The organism is Pseudazoarcus sp. NS20 (assembly GCF_059703745.1).
In genome coordinates, this window is sequence record NZ_BAAKIY010000007.1 from 1 (window position 1) to 5,204 (window position 5,204).

Annotated in this window: 2 tRNA genes and 2 rRNA genes; all 4 read left to right on the forward strand. The window is 54.1% G+C overall.

Going from position 1 to position 5,204, the window contains the following annotated elements:
- The first annotated feature begins 206 nt into the window (after positions 1–206).
- Positions 207–1,746, forward strand: a 16S ribosomal RNA gene (locus tag AC6H0W_RS14665).
- A 90-nt stretch (positions 1,747–1,836) separates the two neighbouring features.
- Positions 1,837–1,913 (forward strand) — tRNA-Ile (locus AC6H0W_RS14670).
- A gap of 31 nt (positions 1,914–1,944) precedes the next feature.
- Positions 1,945–2,020 (forward strand) — tRNA-Ala (locus AC6H0W_RS14675).
- Positions 2,021–2,299: 279 nt separating this feature from the next.
- Positions 2,300–5,184: ribosomal RNA gene (locus tag AC6H0W_RS14680) — 23S ribosomal RNA — on the forward strand.
- Together the 16S and 23S rRNA genes with 2 tRNA genes alongside form the textbook arrangement of a ribosomal RNA operon.
- Positions 5,185–5,204 lie beyond the last annotated feature (20 nt).

Here is a 5,204-nt window from a genome sequence, read left to right on the forward strand (position 1 = left end):
AAAGATTTTTCGCTGAGATGCTTGACGAAGTGAAGTGAGTTGTACATAATCTCGCTTCTTCGCTGCCGGGTGGCAGCGGTTCTTTAAAAATTTGGACAATCGATAAGTGTGGGTGCTTGGTTGATTGTGGATCCAGGGGTTTTTAACCCCGGAATCGCAAAGATTGAGTGCTCATATGTCAGTGATGACTTTGAGTGCTGTGGATTGAACTTAAGAGTTTGATCCTGGCTCAGATTGAACGCTGGCGGCATGCTTTACACATGCAAGTCGGGCGGCAGCGGGGGTGCTTGCACCTGCCGGCGAGCGGCGAACGGGTGAGTAATGCATCGGAACGTACCCATTTGTGGGGGATAGCCCGGCGAAAGCCGGATTAATACCGCATACGCCCTGAGGGGGAAAGCGGGGGATTCTTCGGAACCTCGCGCAATTGGAGCGGCCGATGTCGGATTAGCTAGTAGGTGGGGTAAAGGCTCACCTAGGCGACGATCCGTAGCTGGTCTGAGAGGATGATCAGCCACACTGGGACTGAGACACGGCCCAGACTCCTACGGGAGGCAGCAGTGGGGAATTTTGGACAATGGGCGAAAGCCTGATCCAGCCATGCCGCGTGAGTGAAGAAGGCCTTCGGGTTGTAAAGCTCTTTCAGTTGGGAAGAAAAGGCGCTCTCTAATATAGGGCGCTGCTGACGGTACCGACAGAAGAAGCACCGGCTAACTACGTGCCAGCAGCCGCGGTAATACGTAGGGTGCGAGCGTTAATCGGAATTACTGGGCGTAAAGCGTGCGCAGGCGGTTGTGTAAGACAGGTGTGAAATCCCCGGGCTTAACCTGGGAACTGCGCTTGTGACTGCACGGCTAGAGTACGGCAGAGGGGGGTGGAATTCCACGTGTAGCAGTGAAATGCGTAGATATGTGGAGGAACACCGATGGCGAAGGCAGCCCCCTGGGCCGATACTGACGCTCATGCACGAAAGCGTGGGGAGCAAACAGGATTAGATACCCTGGTAGTCCACGCCCTAAACGATGCCAACTAGTCGTTCGTAAAGGTAACTTTGTGAGTGACGAAGCTAACGCGTGAAGTTGGCCGCCTGGGGAGTACGGTCGCAAGATTAAAACTCAAAGGAATTGACGGGGACCCGCACAAGCGGTGGATGATGTGGATTAATTCGATGCAACGCGAAAAACCTTACCTACCCTTGACATGTCTGGAACTTGTGAGAGATCACTTGGTGCCTTCGGGAGCCAGAACACAGGTGCTGCATGGCTGTCGTCAGCTCGTGTCGTGAGATGTTGGGTTAAGTCCCGCAACGAGCGCAACCCTTGCCATTAATTGCCATCATTTAGTTGGGCACTTTAATGGGACTGCCGGTGACAAACCGGAGGAAGGTGGGGATGACGTCAAGTCCTCATGGCCCTTATGGGTAGGGCTTCACACGTCATACAATGGTCGGTACAGAGGGTTGCCAAGCCGCGAGGTGGAGCTAATCTCTTAAAGCCGATCGTAGTCCGGATCGTAGTCTGCAACTCGACTACGTGAAGTCGGAATCGCTAGTAATCGCAGATCAGCATGCTGCGGTGAATACGTTCCCGGGTCTTGTACACACCGCCCGTCACACCATGGGAGTGGGTTTCACCAGAAGTGGGTAGCTTAACCTTCGGGAGGGCGCTCACCACGGTGAGATTCATGACTGGGGTGAAGTCGTAACAAGGTAGCCGTAGGGGAACCTGCGGCTGGATCACCTCCTTTCAAGAGAAGAAGGATTCGCAAGCTTCTCAAGTACCCACAACTTATCGGTTGTCCGGATGTAGAAAGAGCCTCGAACGAAGACGTACCAGAGGGTCTGTAGCTCAGCTGGTTAGAGCACCGTCTTGATAAGGCGGGGGTCGTTGGTTCGAACCCAACCAGACCCACCACCGATCAGCACGGGTGATACAGGCAGCACGAGGGGCTGTAGCTCAGCTGGGAGAGCATCGGCTTTGCAAGCCGAGGGTCGTCGGTTCGATCCCGACCAGCTCCACCAGACTCTGGTGAGGTAGTGAGATTCGTTCGAAGAAGGTTAAGCAGTGTGGCCAGTAGTGGCTTCAGTGCTTAGCCTTTAGTTTAGGCATCGTTCTTTAACAAAGTGGAAAGAGTAAAGTGTGTGGCCGCCGGCGGTAATGTCAGGCTGGTGGCTACATGGGTGTGTGATTGCATTTTTAGTCACGCTTAACTGCTATTGAACCAGCGGGTTGGAGCGTGGCGCACAGACGCGTGTAATGCCGATAACGGTGGCTCCTGGCGACAGGGGGCATGGTTATAGGATCAAGCGACTAAGTGCATGTGGTGGATGCCTTGGCGATCACAGGCGATGAAGGACGTGCAAGCCTGCGAAAAGCGGGGGGGAGCTGGCAATGGAGCTTTGATCCCCCGATATCCGAATGGGGAAACCCACTCCGCAAGGAGTATCCCAAGCTGAATACATAGGCTTGAGGAGGCGAACCCGGCGAACTGAAACATCTAAGTAGCCGGAGGAAAAGAAATCAACCGAGATTGCGCTAGTAGTGGCGAGCGAACGCGCAAGAGCCTGCACGACTAAACCATTGGGTTAACAAAACGGTCTGGAAAGTCCGACGATACAGGGTGATAGTCCCGTATGTGAAAACCGAGTGGCGGGTCTGAGCGTGCGACAAGTAGGGCGGGACACGAGAAATCCTGTCTGAAGATGGGGGGACCATCCTCCAAGGCTAAATACTCGTGATCGACCGATAGTGAACCAGTACCGTGAGGGAAAGGCGAAAAGAACCCCGGGAGGGGAGTGAAATAGATCCTGAAACCGCATGCATACAAACAGTGGGAGCCTCCAAGTGGGGTGACTGCGTACCTTTTGTATAATGGGTCAGCGACTTACGTTGTGTTGCGAGCTTAACCGAGTAGGGGAGGCGTAGCGAAAGCGAGTCTGATAAGGGCGTTAAGTAGCACGGCGTAGACCCGAAACCGGATGATCTATCCATGGCCAGGATGAAGGTGCGGTAACACGCACTGGAGGTCCGAACCCACTAACGTTGAAAAGTTAGGGGATGAGCTGTGGATAGGGGTGAAAGGCTAAACAAATCCGGAAATAGCTGGTTCTCCCCGAAAACTATTTAGGTAGTGCGTCGTACGGACACTTGCGGGGGTAGAGCACTGTAATTGTTGGGGGGGTCATCGCGATTTACCCCGCAATAGCAAACTCCGAATACCGCAAAGTGATATACGGCAGACAGACATCGGGTGCTAACGTCCGGTGTCGAGAGGGAAACAACCCAGACCGCCAGCTAAGGTCCCAAATGCATGGCTAAGTGGCAAACGAGGTGGGAAGGCACAGACAGCTAGGAGGTTGGCTTAGAAGCAGCCATCCTTTAAAGAAAGCGTAATAGCTCACTAGTCGAGTCGTCCTGCGCGGAAGATGTAACGGGGCTAAGCCATGAACCGAAGCTGCGGATGCACTATGTGCATGGTAGGGGAGCGTTCCGTAAGCCTGTGAAGGTGTCTCGTAAGGGATGCTGGAGGTATCGGAAGTGCGAATGCTGACATGAGTAGCGATAAAGGGTGTGAAAAGCACCCTCGCCGAAAGCCCAAGGTTTCCTGCGCAACGTTCATCGACGCAGGGTGAGTCGGCCCCTAAGGCGAGGCTGAAAAGCGTAGTCGATGGGAAACAGGTGAATATTCCTGTACCGATCATAGATGCGATGGGGGGACGGAGAAGGTTAGCTCAGCCGGGTGTTGGACGTCCCGGTTCAAGCGTGTAGTCGTGCCTGGTAGGCAAATCCGCCGGGCTTAGATGAGGCGTGATAACGAGGGCCCTTGTGGCTCGAAGTGAGTGATACCCAGCTTCCAGGAAAAGCCTCTAAGCTTCAGTCTATGATCGACCGTACCGCAAACCGACACAGGTGGGCAGGTAGAAAATACCAAGGCGCTTGAGAGAACTCAGGAGAAGGAACTCGGCAAATTGATACCGTAACTTCGGGAGAAGGTATGCCTATGGTAGGTGAAGCCCCTCGCGGGTGGAGCTGAAGTAGGCCGCAGAGAATCGGTGGCTGCGACTGTTTATTAAAAACACAGCACTCTGCAAAATCGAAAGATGACGTATAGGGTGTGACGCCTGCCCGGTGCCGGAAGGTTAAGTGATGGGGTGCAAGCTCTTGATCGAAGCCCCGGTAAACGGCGGCCGTAACTATAACGGTCCTAAGGTAGCGAAATTCCTTGTCGGGTAAGTTCCGACCTGCACGAATGGCGTAACGATGGCCACACTGTCTCCTCCTGAGACTCAGCGAAGTTGAAGTGTTTGTGAAGATGCAATCTCCCCGCGGCAAGACGGAAAGACCCCATGAACCTTTACTGTAGCTTTGCATTGGACTTTGACGTCACTTGTGTAGGATAGGTGGGAGGCTTTGAAGCGGGAACGCCAGTTCTCGTGGAGCCAACCTTGAAATACCACCCTGGTGTCGTTGAGGTTCTAACCTTGGTCCGTGAATCCGGATCGGGGACCGTGCATGGCAGGCAGTTTGACTGGGGCGGTCTCCTCCCAAAAGGTAACGGAGGAGTACGAAGGTCACCTAGACACGGTCGGACATCGTGTTGATAGTGCAATGGCAAAAGGTGGCTTGACTGCGAGACCGACAAGTCGAGCAGGTGCGAAAGCAGGTCATAGTGATCCGGTGGTTCTGTATGGAAGGGCCATCGCTCAACGGATAAAAGGTACTCTGGGGATAACAGGCTGATTCCGCCCAAGAGTTCACATCGACGGCGGAGTTTGGCACCTCGATGTCGGCTCATCACATCCTGGGGCTGTAGCCGGTCCCAAGGGTATGGCTGTTCGCCATTTAAAGTGGTACGTGAGCTGGGTTTAAAACGTCGTGAGACAGTTTGGTCCCTATCTGCCGTGGGCGCTGGAAGTTTGAGAGGGCCTGCTCCTAGTACGAGAGGACCGGAGTGGACGTACCTCTGGTGTACCGGTTGTGACGCCAGTCGCATCGCCGGGTAGCTAAGTACGGAAGAGATAACCGCTGAAAGCATCTAAGCGGGAAACTCGCCTCAAGATGAGACTTCCCTGGGGCCTTGAGCCCCCTGAAGGGTCGTTGAAGACCACAACGTTGATAGGTCGGGTGTGTAAGCGCAGTAATGTGCTCAGCTAACCGATACTAATTGCCCGTGAGGCTTGATCCTATAACCATGCATCAACACGC